The organism is Bradyrhizobium sp. USDA 223, from assembly GCF_044909005.1.
In the GTDB taxonomy this organism is placed as follows: domain Bacteria; phylum Pseudomonadota; class Alphaproteobacteria; order Rhizobiales; family Xanthobacteraceae; genus Bradyrhizobium; species Bradyrhizobium yuanmingense.
Genome location: NZ_JBIYDR010000001.1, coordinates 5,107,917 through 5,125,302 on the forward strand (window position 1 = coordinate 5,107,917; position 17,386 = coordinate 5,125,302).

18 protein-coding genes are annotated in these 17,386 nt (G+C 65.1%); 7 read left to right on the top strand and 11 right to left on the bottom strand.

The window, feature by feature from the left end:
- Positions 1-153 precede the first annotated feature (153 nt).
- Positions 154-795 carry an OmpA family protein gene (locus ABIA40_RS23755; RefSeq protein WP_128262984.1) on the top strand — a complete coding sequence of 214 codons (642 nt, stop codon included), beginning with the start codon at positions 154-156 and terminating at the stop codon, positions 793-795.
- 55 nt (positions 796-850) lie between these two features.
- Here ABIA40_RS23755 and ABIA40_RS23760 read toward each other — a convergent pair whose 3' ends face one another.
- A complete protein-coding gene (locus ABIA40_RS23760; RefSeq protein ID WP_404546333.1) occupies positions 851-2,140 on the bottom strand; it encodes a phospholipid carrier-dependent glycosyltransferase in 1,290 nt (429 codons plus the stop codon).
- Between the two features lie 190 nt (positions 2,141-2,330).
- On the opposite strand from ABIA40_RS23760, the gene ABIA40_RS23765 reads away from it, so the two are divergent.
- Both ABIA40_RS23765 and ABIA40_RS23770 read left to right on the top strand, forming a co-directional pair.
- Positions 2,331-3,032, top strand: coding sequence for a FecR domain-containing protein (locus ABIA40_RS23765; protein WP_057026234.1), 702 nt, complete (start codon positions 2,331-2,333; stop codon positions 3,030-3,032).
- A 2-nt stretch (positions 3,033-3,034) separates the two neighbouring features.
- On the top strand, positions 3,035-4,219 hold the full coding sequence (locus ABIA40_RS23770; protein ID WP_404543450.1) for a hypothetical protein: 1,185 nt from the start codon (positions 3,035-3,037) through the stop codon (positions 4,217-4,219).
- Between the two features lie 160 nt (positions 4,220-4,379).
- Here ABIA40_RS23770 and ABIA40_RS23775 read toward each other — a convergent pair whose 3' ends face one another.
- The 3 genes from ABIA40_RS23775 to ABIA40_RS23785 form a co-directional block, all read right to left on the bottom strand.
- Positions 4,380-4,868, bottom strand: coding sequence for a VOC family protein (locus ABIA40_RS23775; protein WP_275497513.1), 489 nt, complete (start codon positions 4,866-4,868; stop codon positions 4,380-4,382).
- A gap of 34 nt (positions 4,869-4,902) precedes the next feature.
- Positions 4,903-5,331, bottom strand: a complete 429-nt coding sequence (locus ABIA40_RS23780; RefSeq protein ID WP_128262979.1) for a VOC family protein — start codon at positions 5,329-5,331, stop codon at positions 4,903-4,905.
- Positions 5,332-5,460: 129 nt separating this feature from the next.
- Positions 5,461-5,979: a cupin domain-containing protein gene (locus tag ABIA40_RS23785; RefSeq protein ID WP_128262978.1), complete on the bottom strand. Its 519-nt coding sequence runs from the start codon at positions 5,977-5,979 to the stop codon at positions 5,461-5,463.
- 128 nt (positions 5,980-6,107) lie between these two features.
- On the opposite strand from ABIA40_RS23785, the gene ABIA40_RS23790 reads away from it, so the two are divergent.
- On the top strand, positions 6,108-6,326 hold the full coding sequence (locus ABIA40_RS23790; protein WP_036013900.1) for a CsbD family protein: 219 nt from the start codon (positions 6,108-6,110) through the stop codon (positions 6,324-6,326).
- 207 nt (positions 6,327-6,533) lie between these two features.
- Here the strand turns inward: ABIA40_RS23790 and ABIA40_RS23795 are convergent, their stop codons facing one another.
- The 5 genes from ABIA40_RS23795 to ggt form a co-directional block, all read right to left on the bottom strand.
- A complete protein-coding gene (locus ABIA40_RS23795; protein ID WP_036013901.1) occupies positions 6,534-6,998 on the bottom strand; it encodes an FKBP-type peptidyl-prolyl cis-trans isomerase in 465 nt (154 codons plus the stop codon).
- Positions 6,999-7,060: 62 nt separating this feature from the next.
- Positions 7,061-9,352, bottom strand: a complete 2,292-nt coding sequence (locus ABIA40_RS23800; protein WP_271538430.1) for a xanthine dehydrogenase family protein molybdopterin-binding subunit — start codon at positions 9,350-9,352, stop codon at positions 7,061-7,063.
- A 2-nt stretch (positions 9,353-9,354) separates the two neighbouring features.
- Positions 9,355-10,371, bottom strand: coding sequence for a xanthine dehydrogenase family protein subunit M (locus ABIA40_RS23805; protein ID WP_271538432.1), 1,017 nt, complete (start codon positions 10,369-10,371; stop codon positions 9,355-9,357).
- 4 nt (positions 10,372-10,375) lie between these two features.
- Entirely contained in the window at positions 10,376-10,990 is a 615-nt protein-coding gene (locus tag ABIA40_RS23810) for a (2Fe-2S)-binding protein (protein WP_404543452.1), read from the bottom strand.
- A gap of 167 nt (positions 10,991-11,157) precedes the next feature.
- Positions 11,158-12,744, bottom strand: a complete 1,587-nt coding sequence (gene ggt / locus ABIA40_RS23815; protein WP_271538436.1) for a gamma-glutamyltransferase — start codon at positions 12,742-12,744, stop codon at positions 11,158-11,160.
- A gap of 196 nt (positions 12,745-12,940) precedes the next feature.
- Between ggt and ABIA40_RS23820 the strand changes: the two genes are divergently transcribed.
- Together ABIA40_RS23820 and ABIA40_RS23825 are read left to right on the top strand one after the other, a co-directional pair.
- The gene (locus ABIA40_RS23820; protein ID WP_404543453.1) at positions 12,941-13,708 is read left to right on the top strand and encodes a rhodanese-related sulfurtransferase; all 768 of its coding nucleotides are present in this window, start codon (positions 12,941-12,943) and stop codon (positions 13,706-13,708) included.
- Positions 13,698-13,916 (top strand): SlyX family protein, encoded by a 219-nt coding sequence (locus ABIA40_RS23825; protein ID WP_036024763.1) that lies wholly within the window; start codon positions 13,698-13,700, stop codon positions 13,914-13,916. Before ABIA40_RS23820 ends, ABIA40_RS23825 begins: the two co-directional genes overlap by 11 nt.
- A 6-nt stretch (positions 13,917-13,922) precedes the next feature.
- On the opposite strand, the gene ABIA40_RS23830 is transcribed toward ABIA40_RS23825, so the two are convergent.
- Together ABIA40_RS23830 and ABIA40_RS23835 are read right to left on the bottom strand one after the other, a co-directional pair.
- Complete coding sequence (locus ABIA40_RS23830; protein ID WP_404543455.1) at positions 13,923-15,824, bottom strand: diguanylate cyclase; 1,902 nt, start codon at positions 15,822-15,824, stop codon at positions 13,923-13,925.
- A gap of 174 nt (positions 15,825-15,998) precedes the next feature.
- Positions 15,999-16,214 (bottom strand): hypothetical protein, encoded by a 216-nt coding sequence (locus ABIA40_RS23835; RefSeq protein ID WP_036035323.1) that lies wholly within the window; start codon positions 16,212-16,214, stop codon positions 15,999-16,001.
- A 106-nt stretch (positions 16,215-16,320) separates the two neighbouring features.
- Between ABIA40_RS23835 and hemE the strand changes: the two genes are divergently transcribed.
- Positions 16,321-17,355, top strand: coding sequence for a uroporphyrinogen decarboxylase (gene hemE, locus ABIA40_RS23840; RefSeq protein ID WP_404543456.1), 1,035 nt, complete (start codon positions 16,321-16,323; stop codon positions 17,353-17,355).
- The last annotated feature ends 31 nt before the right edge of the window (positions 17,356-17,386 follow it).

Here is a 17,386-nt window from a genome sequence, read left to right on the forward strand (position 1 = left end):
CCGGCTCGAAAGCAAACTGCGAAATGATCGAACCGGACCACAGTGCCCTCGGCTCGCCATTTCGAATGTGACCGAGATCACATCGGAGCCGTTGAACCTCCCCTACGCTCGCAGCATCAAATCGCCATCAGGCGTAACAGCGAGGATACCACCATGACGCATTTCAATAAGTCTTTTGGACTGACGGCGATCACCCTGACAGCCGTCCTGTCGATGACGGCCGGCCTTGCGCTGGCTGGCGACAACAACATCTCCGCCGGCCAGATCGTCGATGCGCTGAAGCCGAAGCCGGCGACGCGCGGCCTGTCCGTTGGCCCCCAGACCGACACGACTGTGCAGGCCAAGGAAGCGACCTTCCTGAACACCGTGCGCAACCGCTCGACGCGGTCGCTCTCGACAGGCGAGCGCGAGCAGATCGCCGAGCTCGCTGCCACCAAGCCGAAGATCGATCTGGAGATCCAGTTCGACTACAACTCGGCCGACATCGCCAAGACCTCGATGGCCTCGGTGCAGGCGCTCGGCAAGGCGCTGTCCGATCCGGCGCTGAAGGGCTCGACCTTCGTGGTCGCCGGCCACACCGACGCGACCGGCGGTGAAGGGTACAATCAAGGGCTCTCCGAACGGCGCGCCGATACCATCAAGAAGTACCTGATGCAGAATTACGGCCTCAACGGCAACGATCTCGTCACCGTCGGCTACGGCGAGACCAAGCTGAAGGATGCTGCCAACGGCGCTGACGCCATCAACCGCCGGGTCCAGGTCGTGAACATGGACACCAAGACCGCGGCGAAGTGATTCTCGGCTCCTGGAGTAAAACACGCCGCCTGCCGCAGCCCGGCGGGCGGCGAAATCATATCCAGCTTTGGAAAAGCATTAGCCGGTTGAAGTTCCCCATCGAGGTGCCGACGAAGGCCGCGGAAATCGGCAGCATCACCGCAAAGCCGGCTGCCGCGACGCCGACATAGGCCCACAACAGCCAGCGCGGCAGCCCCTCGCGGCGCAGCACATAGACCAGTGCCAGGGACGCCGCGGTCGCGGCCGGCAGATAGTAATAGATGAAGCCCAGCGTGCGGGGCAGCAATGCCCAGGCGAGCCAGGGACCGAAATAGAATGCGGCGATCAGGAATGCATCCCAGCGCCGCGCCACGATGAAATCTCGCAGCACTATGGCGAGTGCAGGCAAAGCCGGCCACAGCACGAGCGGATTGCCGAGGAAGACAATCGCGGCGATGTGGTCCTCCGCGGTCTTGTCGAACAGGAACCAGACCGGGCGCGCGAGCAGCGGCCAGGACGGCCATGCGCTCATATAGGTGTGGCCGGCGATGGCCGTCGTGGTGTTGTCGGCAAAGATCCGCCGCTGCGCCTCGATCAAGTCCGGCGGCGACAATGCGTAGAGCGGGACGAAGGCGGCAAGATAGGCCAATGCCGGCAGGACGGCGAAGCAGAGCGCGACATGATGCAGCTTGAGGCCTGGCCAAAGCTCCGGCCGATACCAGTCGTCCGGCTTCGCATCGGCGAACAGCATGTGCCAGCCCTGCATCAGGCGGATCACCGCAACGACGACGATGCAAACGCCGAGCGGGAACAAGCCGCTCCATTTACACGCGGCCGCAAGGCCGAACAGGCTGCCCGCCACCGCGAACAGCACTTGCGGCCGCTCTCGTCGAAACCCATGCATGAAGGCGGCGGTGGCGAGCAGGCCGAAGCCGAGCGCAAAGATGTCGAGCATTGCGATGCGCGCCTGCACGTACAGCATCTGGTTGAAGGCTGCGATCAGCGCGGCGGCGATCGCCGGCGACTGCGCGCCGAACAACGCGAGTCCGCACAGATAGATCGCGACGATCGCGAGCGCGCCGAACAAGGTCGCGGGATAACGCCAGCCAAGCGCGTTGTCGCCGAACGTTGCGATCGATGCCGCGATCAACTCCTTGGCCAGCGGCGGATGCATCGGATTAAGCATCGGCTCCGACATTGCAGGCGTCAGCATCTGGCGCGCCGCCGGGACGTAATGCACCTCGTCGAACACGAATTTTTCCGGCGTCGTGACTCCGATCAGCAGCACCAGATGCGCGATCAGGAAAATCGCGACAGCAATCACTGCACTCCGCGACACCGCAGGAACCGCAGGCAATTCGCGCATCTTTTGTGGGGCTGTGTTGCGTGGCAAATCGGCTTCACCGCGGAGAAAAATAAACTGCTTCCCGTCATTGAACGCATTCTGCCGCAACTGTCACTAAGCATGACGCACGTCCGCGCCGCTTGTGATAATTCCGCCACATCAGAAGCGCGCGCGTTCCGGTACGATCAGGGACACATCGATCGGTTGCGAAATGAATTTGCGTTTTTGCCTTTTCTCCACACTGCTCACGGCCGCAATCTGTGCGGCATCCGGCGCCGAAGCGCAGACGCGCGTCGGCCAGGCTGTCGTCATTCAGAACGAAGTGGTGCGGGTCGCAGCGACCACGACGCCGATCAATGTCGGCGACAGCATGCTGCGCGACGAGACCGTGCGGACCGGCGCCGACAGCGCGGCCCGTTTCGTGATGGCCGACAGCACCAATCTATCACTCGGGCCGAGCGCCACGCTGAAGCTCGACCGCACCGTCTTCAACGACGAGCACAGCTATCGCGACGTCGCGATTCGCATGACCACCGGCGCCTTCCGCTTCGTCACCGGACGCTCCGACAAGGCCGCCTACAAGATCACGACGCCGCTCGCCACCATCGGCGTGCGCGGCACCACGCTCGATATTCTCTCGCAGCGCGGGCGCTCCGTCGTCGTGCTTCAGGACGGCGCGGCCAGCGTGTGCACGAAGAGCGCCCAGTGCGTGCAACTCACCCAGCCCGGCGACACCGCCATCATCACCTCGACTGGCGGCAAGGTGAGCATCACCAAGAGCAACACGCCGCCCTGGACCTTCGCCGCCAATTGCGCCGCGAGCGCCGGGTTGTGCGCAGTCAACCAGTACGCCGGCGCCTCGCCGACCATCACGCCTGCCGTCGAGGACGACGCCATGCTGTGCGGGCGCTGACGATGGCGAAGTTCACCGTCCGGCACCTCATCCTTGCCGTTGCGCTGGCCGCATCTGCGGCGTTTGCGCTCGTCACGTTCGATGCCCGCCCGGCGGCTGCACAGGCCTCGGAGTGCGGGTCCGAGTGCGGTGAACCAGAGCCCACTCCCTCCCCAACCTATTCGCCGTCGCCATATCCGTCCCCGACCTATTCCCCGTCGCCGAATCCCTCGCCCACGCCGACCCCCTCCCCATCGCCCAGCCCCTATCCGTCGCCTTCACCGAGCCCGGCTCCGTCGCCGTCGGGACCGACGGGCGCGGATTCCAGTGGCAATTCGATCGGCGGCCTTGCCAATCAGCGCTTCAATCAGATGATCACCAACCGGGTGCTCGGCACGGTGCTGCTCGGCGTCAACGAGCAGATCAATTGCGGCGACTGCATCAGCGCGTTCGGCTCGGCCGGCTCGTTCTCGGCCGGCATCCACGGCCGCAAGCAGCTGACCAACAATCTGTCGCTGCTCGCCGGCATCGCCTACACACACTACGAAGGGGGCGGCTACGAGATCACGAGCGCACCGATCGGCGCTTTCGCGCTGCGCTACGACTTCACCGATTGGGGCTCGTCGCGCCCGTTCTTCGACGTCGGCGCGATCCTGACCCCATGGGAGAAGGCGCGCTACACGCGCAGCTACGACACCAGCCTCGGGCCGGTGACCGTGACGAGCTCGACCAACGCGTCCAACTACGCCGTTTACGGCCGCGCCGGCTGGATGAGCCGCCTCTCGCCGCGCGACGAGGTCGCGGCCTCGATCGAGGTCTGGCAGCTCTGGCAACGCGTCTCCGGCTATCGCGACAGCGCGGTGGCGTTCAACCCGTTCGACGCCAGCATCGCTGATGGCACCGACCGCACCAGCCTCGTCAAGATCGGCGGCCAGTGGACGCATCTGTTCGGCAGCAACATCGAGACCAACATCAATGGCGGCTGGGTGCAGTCCTTCGCCAGCCACAGCGGCATCGTCGCCACAGTGACCGGCCAGGGCACGGTGGTGCCGACCATGGGCAACCAGGGCTGGTTCGAATATGGCGGCCGCCTCGGCTTCCGCGTGCAGAAAGGCTGGATCGTGGACCTCTTCGCCAACGGCACGCTCGGCCCGCAGCCGGTCGGCAACACCATCCACGGCGGCGTGGGACTGCGGATCAATTATTAGCCGGCGAGAATCCCGCCTCACATTCCGCTGTCATGCCCCGGCTTGACCGGGGCATCCAGTACGCCGCGGCCCATCGGTTTAATCACTGCCGTCTCGGAGTACTGGATCGCCCGGTCAAGCCGGGCGATGACAGTGAGTATGTGGCGAGAGCGACCCGCCCTCACGCGGCCGACTTGCCCTCGAACGCGCGCCGCAACACCTCAACGTCCAGCTTGACCATCTTCATCATCGCCGCCATCGCGCGTGCGGCTGCGGCCTTGTCCGGGCTCGACAGGAACTCGAACATCACCTTCGGCACGATCTGCCAGGCCACGCCCCAGCGATCTCTCAGCCAGCCGCACTGCTCCGCCTTGCCGCCATGGGCGAGGAACGCGTTCCAGACGCGGTCGACCTCGGCCTGATCGTCGCAATGAATCATCAGCGAGATCGCGTGGGTGTATTCCATCTTCATCCCGCCATTGAGCGCGACCAGCTTCTGTCCGGCCACGGTGAACTCGACGACGAGCACGGAGCCTTCCTTGCCGGAGGGGCCGTCCGAAACGTTGCGCTGAACGTGTGTGATCGCCGAATTCGGGACCAGTGAGACGTAGAATTTTGCAGCGTCCTCGGCATCGCCGTTGAACCACATGCAGGGCACGAGCTTGGACATGGTGAATGCTCCTCTTGAGGTCTGCTGTTTCGGCTCAGGCGTTCGCCAGGTCGGGCTGCAGAGGGGCGGCGGAAAGGTCCATCCAGTTCACGCCCCACATATGGCCGTCCGGATCCTCGAAGCTGCGGCCGTACATGAAGCCGTATTCGTCCTTCGGGCTGGGATCGGCAACGCCTCCTGCAGCCTCCGCCCTGCCAACGATGTCATCGACCTCGCTGCGGCTGTCCGCGGACAGGCAGAACAACGCTTGGTTGGAGATCCTGGCGTCCGCGATCGGCTTCGGCGTGAACTGGCGAAATTTGTCGTGAGTCAGCAGCATGGCGAAGATGGTCTCGGAAAAGACCATGCAGCTCGCGGTCTCGTCGCTGAATTGCGGGTTCTTGACCGCGCCGACCGCCTCATAGAAGGCAGTCGCGCGCTTGAGGTCGGTCACCGGCAGGTTGACGAAGATCATCTTGGGCATCGGAAGCTCCTTGGCGGGGTACTGGCCAAGGACGGATGGCCAGGCCGCCATCCGACATGACTTCCGACAAATTTTTGGACCCCGACTGCGGGGGCCCTGTCGCGCCGCTCTCCGCGCCCCTGAAGAGACTTACTTCTTCTCGTTGGGATCCCGGTGCACCGGGTCGATCCACAGCACGGTCTCGGGCTTCTCGACCGGCTCAATGTCGAGGTTGATGGCCACCGCCTCGCCGTCGCTGCGCACCAGCACGCATTCCAGCACCTCGTCGGGGCTGGCGTTGATCTCCTGGTGCGGCACGTAGGGCGGGACGAAAATGAAGTCGCCAGGGCCGGCTTCCGCGGTGAATTGCAGGCTCTCGCCCCAGCGCATGCGCGCCTTGCCCTTCACGACATAGATGACGCTTTCGAGATGGCCGTGGTGATGTGCGCCGGTCTTGGCATCCGGCTTGATGCTGACGGTGCCCGCCCACAATTTCTGGGCGCCGACGCGGGCGAAATTGATCGCGGCCGCACGGTCCATGCCCGCTGTCGACGGCACATTGGTATCGAGCTGATTGCCGGGAATGACGCGCACGCCGTCATGTTTCCAGCGGTCATCATGATGATGACCATGGTCATGGTGGGAATGCGAATGGTCATGGCCGGTCATGGGACTTGCTTTCTGTTGGTTCCGTGCGCGGCAAACTAACCCAAAGCCGCAGCCGCAAGCCATACCAAAATCGGAACCCTCATAGCCGCCCAGCGTTGTCATTCCAAGCAAACTGAAAGGAGATTTTCATGGGCAGCACGACCGACAAGATCAAGGGCACCGCCAACGAGGCGATCGGCAAGGCCAAGCAGGGCGTCGGTGAAGCCACCGGATCCGATCGGATGAAAGGCGAAGGCGTGGTGCAGGAAGTGAAGGGCAAGGGCCAGCAGGCAATGGGCGATGCCAAGGACGCCGCGAAGGATGCGATGGATCGCGCCGCCGCTGCGGCTCGCCGCGCCGCGGAGTGACGCGCGTTGGATTGAAACTGAAAGACCGGCCGCAAGGCCGGTCTTTTTGCTTGTATCGATTTCATCCGTCATGGCCGGGCTTGACCCGGCCATCCACGTCTAGACCGCACGGCACGAAGATCGTGGATGCCCAGGCCTTCGCCTCGCCGAAGCCGCTTCGGCCGCGCAGGCGGGACGAGCCCGGGCATGACGATGTAGAGACGTCAGTCACTTCACCGCGAGCAATTCCACGTCGAACATCAGCGTCGCGTTCGGCGGGATCACGCCGCCAGCACCGCGGGCGCCGTAGCCGAGCTGCGGCGGGATGATCAGCGTGCGCTTGCCGCCGACCTTCATCGAGGCGACGCCTTCGTCCCAGCCGGCGATGACACGGCCCTTGCCGATCGGGAATTCGAACGGCTCCTTGCGGTCGACGGAGCTGTCGAATTTCTTGCCCTTCTGGCCATTCTCATAGAGCCAGCCGGTGTAGTGCATCACGCAGATCTGGCCGGGCTGCGGCGAGGCACCGGTGCCGACGGTGGAGTCGATGATCTGCAAGCCTGAAGCTGTGGTCATGGTCTTTCCTGCGGTCTGGGCCGAGGCCGTGGTAGAAACGAAATGCGACACGCTGGCGATCACGGTGATCGCGAGTGCCGACATCAGGGCGAGGAGCGCGCGCTGGAAACGCTGCATAAAACACCTTCCGTTTGAGGCGGGAGGTGTCTAACCCAAGGCGGTCGCCGTTTCCACCCCCTTTAGAGCTCGATATCTTCGAGCCGAACCGGCAGCCTGCGGATGCGCTGGCCGGTGGCGTGATAGATCGCATTGCAGATCGCAGCATTGGTGCCGACATTGCCAAGCTCGCCGAGGCCCTTTGCGCCCAACGGGTTGATGTGATCGTCCTGCTCGGACAGCATAATCACCTCGACGCCGGGCACATCGGCATTCACGGGCACGAGGTAATCGGCAAGATTGTCGTTGACGTAGCGCGCATTGCGCTCGTCGATCTCGGTGGCCTCGAGCAGCGCCGAGGACATGCCCCAGATCAGGCCGCCCATGAGCTGGCTGCGCGCGGTGCGCGGATTCATGATCCTGCCCGCCGCGAACGCGCCGACAAGGCGGGGGCAGCGGATCTCGTGCGTGAAGCGATTGACGCGGACCTCGACGAACTCGGCGCCGAAGGCATAGGCGATCTGGTCCTTCATTTGATGGCCGCCGACCAGCCGGACCTGCCCGCTGTGCATGGCCCTGAAGGAATCCAGCGGCGCGCCCTCCGGCTTCCACTCGCCATATTCTTCGACCACGCCGACGCCGAGCGCATCGAACGCCTTCTCGATGTCGAGCGAGCGATCGCCCTTGGCCGCCTGGGTCGAGGGAGCCGGGCTGATGCCGACGGTCTCCTTGGCCTTGTCGGCAAGGCTGTCGCTGGGCATCAGCGCCTTGAACAGGCGCTGTCGGATCTGATCGCACACCATCATCACGGCCGAGCAGGTGCTGGCAGTGGAATTGGAGCCGCCGGCAACCGGCGCGGGCGGCAGGTCGCTGTCGCCCATGAAGACCGCAACCTTCTCCAATGGCACGCCGAGCCGCTCGGCAGCAGTCTGGGCTATGACGGTGTAGGCACCGGTCCCGATCTCATGGCCGGCGATCTCGACGCGCGTGCGGCCGTCGCGCTGCAGGCGCACGCGTGCGGCGGACGGTCCCGCCAGCGTCGGATAGCACGTGGCGGCGCAGCCGTAGCCGATCAACCAGTCGCCATCCGACATCGATTTCGGCTGCGGCGAGCGCTGCGACCAGCCAAACGCCTTGGCGGCTTCGTCGAAGCACGCCATGAGCGATCGCGACGTGTAGGGCTTGCCATCGATGGGATCCCTGGTGGCGTCGTTGATACGGCGAAGCTCGACCGGATCCATGTTCAGTTTCACCGCGAGCTCGTCCAGCGCGCTCTCCAGCGCGAACAGATACGGCACCTCGGGGGGCGAGCGCATGAAGCCGGGCGTGTTGCGATCGGCACGCACAATCGAGACTAGGCTGTCCACGTTCGGGCAGGCATAGAGCCGCGTCGTGGTCTTGGTGCCGCCGACGCAATAGGCGTCGGGGCGCGAGGAGACCTCGGCCCCCTCATGCCTCAAGGCGACCAGCCTGCCGTCGCGGCTTGCACCCAGCTTGATCTCGTGACGGGTCTCGGCGCGATGAGTGGTAATGGTGAAGCCCTGGTCGCGGGTCGGGACCAGCTTGATCGGACGGTTCAGGCGCCTGGCCATGGCGGCGATGATGGCGGTGCGCGGCGTCATCGAACCTCGCGAGCCGAATCCGCCGCCGACATAGGGATTGACCACGCGCACCTTGTCGGCGTCGATGCCGAGCTGCTCGGCCACGCCGTTCTTCAGGCCATGGACATACTGGCTGCCCTCGTAGATGACGAGATTGTCGCCCATCCAGGTGCAGCTGGTCGTGAACAGCTCCAGCGGATTGTGATGCTGCGTCGGCGTGGCGTAGGAGGCGGTCAGCTTGACCTCGGCCGCGTCGAACGCCTTGGCGAAATCCCCGACCTTCGGGTCTTCCTTGAACTGCGAGTTTTGTCCTTTCGCGGCGGCTGTCGTCGTCCCCGGCGAATCGAAAGTCGCGCTGGGCGTAGCAGCGCTATAGCTGACCTTGACGCGGTTGGCCGCTTCGCGCGCGGCCTCGTAACTCTCCGCCACCACCACGGCGATGATCTGGCCGTCATGGGCGATCTCGGCCGATTTCAACGGCTGGATCGTGGTGCCGGCATAGCCGCCATTGCTGAACAGTTTCGACTCCTTCAGCTTCGGGGCGTTCTCGTGCGTGACGATGTCGATCACGCCGCGGACGCGCTTGGCATCGTCGAGGTCGAAGCGGTCGATGCGGCCCTTGGCGATGGCGCTGGTGACCAGGAACGCGTAGGCTGGATTGTCCAGCGGCATGTCCGAGGCATAGGTCGCCCGCCCCGTCACCTTTGCGGCTGCATCATAGCGCGGCACGGGCTGCCCCATATTTGTCTTCGGCCCGGGAGCTGCAGCGGTCATGGTCAGATCTCCATCGTTACGGCCTGCTGGAGCGCGCGTGCCACGACCCGCTTGCCGAGCGCAATCTTGAAGCTGTTGTGCCGGCGCCCGCGGGCGTCTGCGAAGGCGGCATCGGCCACGCGCTGTGCCAGAGCTTCGTCGAACCTCTGTCCCTTCAACAGCGCCTCGGCCTCACGCGCCCGCCACGGCACGGTGGCGACGCCGCCAAGCGCGACGCGGGCGTCCCGGATCGCCCCGTCCTGAACGTCGAGCGCGATCGCGGCTGACGACAGCGCGAATTCGTAGGATTGCCGGTCGCGGGCCTTCAAATACACCGAGCGTGGCCAGCGGCCGGAAATCGAGAACGACGAGATCAGCTCGCCGGGCTGAAGCGCAGTCTCGATGTCGGGCGTGCTGCCTGGTGCCTTGTGAAGCTGCGCGAACGGCATGCTGCGCGTACCGGCCTTGCCGGTGATCTCGACCATGGCATCGAGCGCGATCAGCGCCTGCGCGAAATCGCCAGGATACGTCGCGATGCACTGATCGGAGGTCCCGAGCACCGCATGAATGCGATTAACGCCGTCCATCGCGGCACAGCCGGAGCCTGGGTTGCGCTTGTTGCAGTTCTCATAGGAGACATCGCGGAAGTAGTTGCAGCGCGTCCGCTGCATCACGTTGCCGCCGAGCGTTGCCATGTTGCGCAGCTGGGCGCTGGCGGCGAGCTTCAGCGAATCCGCGATCACGGGATAGTTGCGCTGGATCTCCGCGTGCGCGGCGACGTCGGACATCTTGGCGAGCGCGCCGAGGCGCAAGCCGTCGCCGCCTGGCGCGATCGCCGACCAGGCATGGGCCAGCGGACTGATATCGACGATCGCGGTGGGCCTCATCACGTCGAGCTTCATCAGATCGATTAGGGTGGTGCCGCCGGCAAGCGGCTGCGCCGCCGCCTTCGTCAGCGGATCGTTGGCGGCCGCGGCGGCGCCGAGCGCCTGCACGGCCATATCCGGGTCTGATGCTCTCTGATACGAAAACGGTCGCATGCGCCTAGCCTTTCATGATCTCGGGCGCGGCCTGCTTCACGGCGGCGACAATGTTGGGATAGGCTGCGCAGCGGCAGATGTTGCCGCTCATATATTCGCGGATCTCGGCCTCGTTGCCGGCATGGCCTTCCTTCACGCAGGCGATCGCCGACATGATCTGGCCGGGCGTGCAATAGCCGCACTGGAACGCATCGTTGTCGATGAAGGCCTGCTGCATCGGATGCAGGCGGTCGTCGGTGGCGAGGCCCTCGATGGTCGTGATCTCCTGCCCCTCGGCGGCGAGTGCCAGCGTCAGGCAAGACACCACGCGGCGACCGTCGATCAGCACCGTGCAGGCGCCGCACTGGCCGTGGTCGCAGCCCTTCTTGCTGCCGGTGAGCTTGAGATGTTCGCGTAAGGCATCGAGCACCGTGGTGCGCGCATCGATGCTCAGGCGCTTGTCCTTGCCGTTGACGTTCAGCGTGACCTCGACCGGAAGCGACGGATCCTGCGCCGCTGACGCCCGCGCGTCCTCCGACGCCGCGCGCGCCGTGATCGGGATCAGCGCGCTGCCCGCCGCGCCGGTCATGAAGGCGCGCCGGTCGAATCCGGATGATCTGGAACCTGGTTTGTCGGGCATGGCAGGCCTCCGCCGCTGATCTGCAAAGCAGCGCACGCCTGCACCGCTCATCGCCCCTTAACCTGGAGCAATGGGCGCAGTTCCGGATGAAGAAGGGCGGCGCTGCAAATGCCGCGCCGCCCTTCGTCAACTTTTCCTGATCTCGCCGTGGGGAACTGCGCCGGCGATCAATAACCCAGCGCGCAGCCGTCCTTGCGCGGATCGGAGCCGCCGGTGAGCGTGCCCTTGTCCCAATCGATCCAGATCGCCTGGGCACCGCCGAGCGGGCCGACCACGCTGGTGGTCTTGTGCCCGAGCTTCTTCAGGCCCTCGACGACGGCCGCCGGCACGCTGTCCTCGAGCTGATACTGGCCCTCGTAGTGCAGACCGCGCGGCATGTCGATCGCTTCCTGCACGTCGCAGCCGTAGTCGAGGATGTTGGTCAGGAGATGAGTCTGGCCCGTCGGCTGGTACTGGCCGCCCATGACCGCGAACGACATCGTGGAACGGCCGCCCTTGGTGAGCAGGCCCGGCATGATCGTGTGCAGCGGGCGCTTGCCGCCTTCGATGCAATTGGGATGGCCCGGCTGGATGCGGAAGCCGCCGGCGCGGTTCTGGAACAGGACACCGGTCTTGTTCGAGACAATCGCCGAGCCGAAGGAATGCGCAACCGAATTGATGAACGAGCAGACGTTTCGGTCCTTGTCCACGACCGTGATGTAGATGGTCGAGGGATTCATGGGCGGCGCGACGTTCGGCAGGTCGAGCATGCCGTCCAGGCGGATCTTGCTGATGTACTCGTCGGCAAAGCCCTTCTCGAGCATCTCGGCGACGTTGATCTTCATGTGCGCAGGCGAGGCGACATGCATCTCGCGGTTCATGTAGGCGATGCGGGCCGCTTCCGCCTCGAGATGAAAGCGCTCGACGCTCACGGGCGCGTACTTGGTCAGATCGAACCGCGACAGGATGTTGAGCATCAACAGCGCGGTGACGCCCGGGCCGTTCGGCGGGCACTGCCAGACGTCATAGCCCTTGTACATGGTGCCGATCGGCGTGGTCACTTCGGTCGTGTGCGCGGCGAAATCGTCGAGCGTGTGCAGGCCGCCGATGCCCCTGAGGGTCTCGACCATGTCGTCCGCGATCTCGCCCTTGTAGAAGGCGTCGCGGCCGTCCCTAGCGATCGCGCGCAGCGTCTTGCCGAGCTCGGCTTGGCGAATGACGTCGCCGGCGACCGGCGGCTGGCCGCCCGGCAACAAATAGCGCACGGTGTTGGTACCGTTCTTCAGCTTCTCGAACTGATTCTTCCAGTCGAAGGCGATGCGGGGCGCGATGACGTAGCCCTCCTCGGCCGCCTTGATCGCGGGCTGGAGCAGCCGGTCGAAACCGAACTTGCCGTGATCGCGCAAGACGGTCGCGAAGGCATCGATCACGCCAGGGATCGAGACCGCATGCGCCGAGGTCAGCGGCACGGAATTGATCTTGCGTTCGAGGTACCAGTCGGCATTCGCCGCCTTCGGCGCACGGCCGGAGCCGTTATAGGCGACGATCTTGCCCTCGCCCCGCGGCTGGATCAGCGCAAAGCAATCACCGCCGATGCCGGTCGATTGCGGCTCGATCACGCCGAGCAGGGCCGAGCCGGCAACCGCCGCGTCCACCGCGGTGCCGCCCTCGCGCAGCACCTCGATCGCAGCGAGCGAGGCCTGCGGATGCGAGGTCGCCACCATCGCATTGGTGGCGTGGACCGTGGACCTGCCGGGGAAATGGAAGTTTCTCATCGAATGTCTTGCTCTCTTGGCCGTCGGCGCGGTTGGCGCGCCATCTCGAAAACCGCGTCTACATGGCACATTCCCGCCCCGCGGGGCAATGCTGGCATACCAGGAAAATGGCTGCTATCCGCTGAGCGTATGGACCTTTTGCAGGCTCTTGCGATGCGGGTTTTCCGGGCGCGGGCCGCCTGCTAAACGAGCGGCCATGACGTCGAGCAATACGCCTTACAAGGTCTGTGCCTTCTATCAATTCGTCGCCCTCCCGGATTACCGCGAGCTGCGCGAGCCGCTGCGCGCCTGCTGCGCCGGCCTTGGGCTGAAGGGCAGCGTGTTGCTGGCGCAGGAGGGCATCAACGGCACGGTCGCCGGTGCACGGGAGGCGATCGACGCCTTCGCTCACGAGCTCGCACGCGGCGACATGTTCGCCGGCAGGCTCGATAATCTCGAATTGAAATTCTCCGCTGCGGAGGCGATGCCGTTCGGACGGCTGAAGGTGCGGCTGAAGAAGGAAATCGTCACGCTGGGCGATGCGGCCGCCGATCCGACGCGCCAGGTCGGCACCTATGTCGATGCGCGCGAATGGAACGCGCTGATCGCAGCACCCGATACCCTCGTGCTCGACACCCGCAACGCCTTCGAGGTCGCGATGGGCACGTTCGAGGGCGCGCTCGATCCCGGCATCAAGAGCTTCGGCCAGTTCAAGGACTTTGCCGCCGAGCAGCTCGATCCGGCACGGCACCGCAGGATCGCGATGTTCTGCACCGGCGGCATCCGCTGCGAGAAGGCGAGCGCGCATCTGCTCGCACGCGGCTTTGCCGAGGTCTATCACCTCAAGGGCGGCATCCTGAGATATCTGGAAGAGGTGCCGGAGGCGGAGAGCCGCTGGCGCGGCGAATGCTTCGTGTTCGACGAGCGCGTGGCGCTCGGCCACGGCTTGCGCGAGAAAAACAAGGACGTAACGCGTGACGAATGAGATCAAGACGCTGAGCGAGCGCATCGACACGCTGGAAACGCGCCTCGCCTATCAGGACGATACGATCGAGACGTTGAACCAGACCATCACCGCGCAGTGGAAGCAGATCGACAGGCTGACGCGGCAGATCACCGAGCTCAATGCTCGGCTGCAGGACGCCGAGGCAAATGCGCCGGGGCCTGCCAACGAGCCTCCGCCGCATTATTGAGCGGTGTTACTGGCCGGACGCCTTGGGCAGCAGGTCCATGACCTCGCCGGACATTACCAGGCGGTTGCGGCCTGCGGCCTTGGCGGCATAGAGCGCCCGGTCGGCAGCTTCGACCAGCGCAGCGACCCCCGCGGTTCGTTCGAACGCCGGTCGGCAGGCTGCGCCGCCAAGCGAGGCAGTGACGCATCCAGCCGCCTGATTGCTGCTATGGGCGAGGCCGGCCTCGTGAATGGCGATGCGGATCCGTTCGCCGACGCGGGCGCAGCCGGCGGCATCGATGTTCGGCATCAGCATGGCGAATTCCTCACCGCCGTAACGCGCCGCCAGATCGCCGGCGCGCTGCGCTTCGGCCGCGATGATCTTGGCGATCAGGCGCAGGCAGGCATCGCCCGCGGGATGGCCGTATTCATCGTTGTAGGCCTTGAAGTGGTCGACGTCGATCATCAGCAGAGCAAGGCTGGAGCGGTCGCGATAGGCGCGCGCCCATTCCTCCTTCAGGCGTTCGTCGAAACGACGGCGATTGGCGAGGCCGGTGAGACTGTCCTCGATCGCCAGCGTCTCGAGCCTGGTTTCCAGCCTCTTGTGCTCGGTGATGTCGCGGGAGATCGCAACCACACCGTCGACGCGGCCATCGTCCTTGCGTGTCACCCGCATGGTCGATTCGAGCCAGATTTCGCCGTTCTGCCGATGCGAGTTGCGGTAGGTGAGACGCGCCTCCTCCTTCTCACCGCGCTTCATCGCGTCGACGATCGCCTGGACCTCCGGCAGGTCTTCCGGATTGATACCCGCGAGGGCAGGCGTGCCGATCAACTGATTTGGACGCCAGCCGACGACACGGACTGACGAGGGCGAGACATAACGCAGCCGCTCATCGAGGCCGATCCGCGTCACCATGTCGCTGGAGCCTTCGGCGAGCAGGCGGAAATGCGCCTCCGTCTCGGTCAGCGCGACGGCCATGCGCTGGCCGCGCTGCAACTGCCGCACCAGGACGCCGCCGATGACTGCGATCAGCATCACCAGCGCGAACACGTAGAGCATGCGGGAGATCGCCGCCGCGCGCCACGGCGCGAGCAGCTCGTCCTTGTCGACGGTGGCGAGCAGGAGGAGCGGGAATCGACTGCTGCGATTGAAGAAGCTGACGCGTTCGGCACCGTCCAGCGGCGAGGTGAAATGATAAGCGCCGCTCGGCCGTTGCAGGCTCGGCTCGCGGAACAACGGCTTGTCGGCGACACTACGCCCGACGAACGTCTCGTTGCTGGGATTGCGCGCGACGATCAGTCCGTCGCCATGCGCCAGTGACACGGAGCTGTTGCGGCCGATTTCGAACTGCTTGTAGAAATGCGACAGATAGTTCGAGCTGATGGTCGCGAGCACCACGCCGCCGAAGCTGCCGTCCTGCTTGCTGAAGCGGCGTGACAGGGTGACGACCCATTCGCCGTCCAGCAGGCTCTTCACCGGACGGCCGACATGGGCCTCGCGCTTCGGCGAGAGCTGGTGATATCGGAAGAAGGCATCGTCGCTGAAGGTCGTGCCAATCGTACCGGGTGAGGTCAGCCAGTTGCCCCGATCATCGATGATGGCGAGGCTGTGAATGCGCGCGATCGCCTTCTTGCGCACATCCAGCAAGGTGCGCAGCTTCGCGATCGTGACCGGGGCGGTGCCATCCATCTCCAACCGGCTGACCACGCCGACGACACCGGAATCCAGGAGATCGAGGCTGTCTTCGGCATGCTGGGTCAGCGAACGGGCAACGTTCGCCATCTCCATCTCGGCGTCCTTAAGCACCGCATCGCGAGCCGTCCATTCACGCCAACCGCTGACGCCGAGGATGGTCGCGCAGGTCAGCGCGACGAAAGCCGCCGCGCGCAGCGGCAGGCGGCTCCATCCGGCTCGTTGGGTAGCACTCATGCGGCAGGGTCCTCCGATCGCTCGGAAACCTCTGCCGCTTGTGTTATTTAATTCTGAAATCGCTACCGGACTACGCGGCGGTTTCCGCCCTTTCCAGTAGTCTTACGGACGCGGCGATCGGCGCATCGCTAACAAGACATTAGCGGGCCGATCGGAATCCGGCGCCCGCCGCCGCTAGCTGAAGATGGCCTTGACCTTGGCCCAGAGCGAAGGATGCTCGGCATCGGCGTCGGCCTTCGAGGGCGTCGGCTGCGCCGCGCTCACGGGATCGGACGCTGGGAACGTGTCCCTCAGCCCGTCGTCGAGCTTGGACTGCCGATCGGCAGCGAGCGCCTCGCGCAGGTCTTCGGCGTGCTTATCGTGCGGCGCGGGGTTGAATGTCTCAGCCATGATCTCCTCCATTGGCTGGTCAACGCGGCCCGATTGCGCTGGTTCCACTGTTCCGCTGAGGGCCGCAGCGGTGTATCAGGAGGCACAACCTTTTTCAGGACCATTCGTGCCCCAGCCTTCGACGAAACCCTTCATCGACGTCCTCTCTGGCCAGCGCCAAGCCATCCCGCCCATGTGGATGATGCGCCAGGCCGGGCGCTACCTGCCGGAATATCGCGAGGTGCGCGCCAAGGCGGGCGGCTTCCTCGATCTCTGCTTCAACCCGGAGCTTTCCGCCGAGGTGACGCTGCAGCCGATCCGGAGGTTCGGTTTCGATGCGGCGATCATCTTCTCCGACATCCTGGTGATCCCCTATGCGCTTGGACGTTCGGTGCGGTTCGAGGCCGGCGAGGGCCCGCGGCTCGAGCCGCTGGACGATCCGGCCAAGGTGGCGACGCTGGCGACGCGCGCCGATTTCGGCAAGCTAGAGCCGGTGTTCGAGGCGCTGAAGATCGTGCGCGGCGCGCTCGATCCCAGGACCGCGCTGATCGGCTTCTGCGGCGCACCGTGGACGGTGGCGACTTACATGGTCGCGGGCCACGGCACGCCGGACCAGGCGCCGGCCCGGATGATGGCCTACCGCCATCCGGAAGCTTTCTCAGAGATCATCGACGTCCTGGTCGACAACTCTATTCAATATCTGCTGGCACAGCTCGACGCCGGGGCCGACGCGTTGCAGATCTTCGACACCTGGGCCGGCGTGCTGCCGCCGACCGAGTTCGCGCGCTGGTCGGTCGAGCCGACGCGGCGTATCGTGGAGGGCGTCAGGGCCAAGGTGCCGGACGCGAAGATCATCGGCTTCCCGCGCGGGGCCGGCGCGCAGCTCCCCGGTTACGTCGAAGCCACCGGCGTCAACGCCGTCAGCATCGACTGGACCGCGGAGCCTGACTTCATTCGCGAGCGGGTGCAGAGCAAGGTCGCGGTGCAGGGCAATCTCGATCCACTGGTGCTGATCACGGGCGGCGCCGCGCTCGATGGCGCGGTCGACAACGTGCTGGCCAATTTTGCTGCCGGGCGGCTGATCTTCAACCTCGGCCACGGCATCCAGCCGGAGACGCCGATCGCCCATGTCGAGCAGATGATCAGGCGCGTGCGGGGGTGATTTGTTTCGCCGCTTCGCGCGGCAAGAGTCG

Excerpts from the sequence above, each read along its gene's own strand:
- ABIA40_RS23755 (WP_128262984.1), top strand. The coding sequence starts at position 154 with ATGACGCATTTCAATAAGTCTTTTGGACTGACGGCGATCACCCTGACA.
- ABIA40_RS23760 (WP_404546333.1), bottom strand. The coding sequence starts at position 2,140 with ATGCGCGAATTGCCTGCGGTTCCTGCGGTGTCGCGGAGTGCAGTGATT.
- ABIA40_RS23765 (WP_057026234.1), top strand. The coding sequence starts at position 2,331 with ATGAATTTGCGTTTTTGCCTTTTCTCCACACTGCTCACGGCCGCAATC.
- ABIA40_RS23770 (WP_404543450.1), top strand. The coding sequence starts at position 3,035 with ATGGCGAAGTTCACCGTCCGGCACCTCATCCTTGCCGTTGCGCTGGCC.
- ABIA40_RS23775 (WP_275497513.1), bottom strand. The coding sequence starts at position 4,868 with ATGTCCAAGCTCGTGCCCTGCATGTGGTTCAACGGCGATGCCGAGGAC.
- ABIA40_RS23780 (WP_128262979.1), bottom strand. The coding sequence starts at position 5,331 with ATGCCCAAGATGATCTTCGTCAACCTGCCGGTGACCGACCTCAAGCGC.
- ABIA40_RS23785 (WP_128262978.1), bottom strand. The coding sequence starts at position 5,979 with ATGACCGGCCATGACCATTCGCATTCCCACCATGACCATGGTCATCAT.
- ABIA40_RS23790 (WP_036013900.1), top strand. The coding sequence starts at position 6,108 with ATGGGCAGCACGACCGACAAGATCAAGGGCACCGCCAACGAGGCGATC.
- ABIA40_RS23795 (WP_036013901.1), bottom strand. The coding sequence starts at position 6,998 with ATGCAGCGTTTCCAGCGCGCGCTCCTCGCCCTGATGTCGGCACTCGCG.
- ABIA40_RS23800 (WP_271538430.1), bottom strand. The coding sequence starts at position 9,352 with ATGACCGCTGCAGCTCCCGGGCCGAAGACAAATATGGGGCAGCCCGTG.
- ABIA40_RS23805 (WP_271538432.1), bottom strand. The coding sequence starts at position 10,371 with ATGCGACCGTTTTCGTATCAGAGAGCATCAGACCCGGATATGGCCGTG.
- ABIA40_RS23810 (WP_404543452.1), bottom strand. The coding sequence starts at position 10,990 with ATGCCCGACAAACCAGGTTCCAGATCATCCGGATTCGACCGGCGCGCC.
- ggt (WP_271538436.1), bottom strand. The coding sequence starts at position 12,744 with ATGAGAAACTTCCATTTCCCCGGCAGGTCCACGGTCCACGCCACCAAT.
- ABIA40_RS23820 (WP_404543453.1), top strand. The coding sequence starts at position 12,941 with ATGACGTCGAGCAATACGCCTTACAAGGTCTGTGCCTTCTATCAATTC.
- ABIA40_RS23830 (WP_404543455.1), bottom strand. The coding sequence starts at position 15,824 with ATGAGTGCTACCCAACGAGCCGGATGGAGCCGCCTGCCGCTGCGCGCG.
- ABIA40_RS23835 (WP_036035323.1), bottom strand. The coding sequence starts at position 16,214 with ATGGCTGAGACATTCAACCCCGCGCCGCACGATAAGCACGCCGAAGAC.